Origin of the sequence: Dethiosulfovibrio russensis (assembly GCF_021568855.1) — a bacterium.
Taxonomy (GTDB): Bacteria; Synergistota; Synergistia; order Synergistales; family Dethiosulfovibrionaceae; genus Dethiosulfovibrio; species Dethiosulfovibrio russensis.
Genome location: NZ_JAKGUG010000035.1, coordinates 1 through 583 on the forward strand (window position 1 = coordinate 1; position 583 = coordinate 583).

A 583-nucleotide genomic window follows, 5' to 3' on the forward strand; every position below is an offset into this window, starting at 1 on the left:
GTCTTTCTGGGAGCGTGAGGTCTTTGGTCCTCTTTTACATGGCCCTCTTTGCACCATCTCTGGAAGGTTCTCTCAGTTATGCCGACCTCTCTACAGGCTTTAGCCTGGGTAGCTCCGCTCGATACGGCTTCTTCGATCAGTTCTACTGCTTTACGGCGATCCGAGGCACCGATCAGTCGTCCTCGTTTTCCCCCCAGATCGCCTGGACTTTTTTTCTCAGCACCAGCAGGGCAGCCGCTTCGGCCAGGGCTTTGTCCTTACGTCTGAGCTCCTGTTCCAGCTTCTTGTGATCCTTCTTTACCTGGCTTACCTCATGCATAAGCTCCCTTACCTTGAGGCTCTGGCCATCGTTTGCCTCCTCGCAGGAGTTTCGCCAGCTTATAACCTGTTCGACGAACAGGCCCTTTTCCCTGCAGTACCGGGCCAGCTCCTCCTCGTTCATGGTGTAGGTCTCGTGGACTATGAGGAACTTGTCTCTGGAGCTCCAGCTGTCCGGTCTATCTTCGTCGCAGGGAGCTGCCTTGCCGGACGCACGGAGCTCTTTTCTCCAGTTATAGAGGGTGGTCACCGTTATGCCCGTCTC

General features: G+C 55.4%; 1 protein-coding gene and 1 pseudogene. Both read right to left on the reverse strand.

What is annotated here, in order from left to right:
• The coding region (locus L2W48_RS13185) for a helix-turn-helix domain-containing protein (protein WP_369123588.1) at window positions 1–197 on the reverse strand (197 nt) is incomplete at its 3' end.
• Window positions 173–583, reverse strand: a pseudogene (locus L2W48_RS12920) (IS3 family transposase); the annotation flags it as partial. The gene L2W48_RS13185 and the pseudogene L2W48_RS12920, both read right to left, overlap by 25 nt.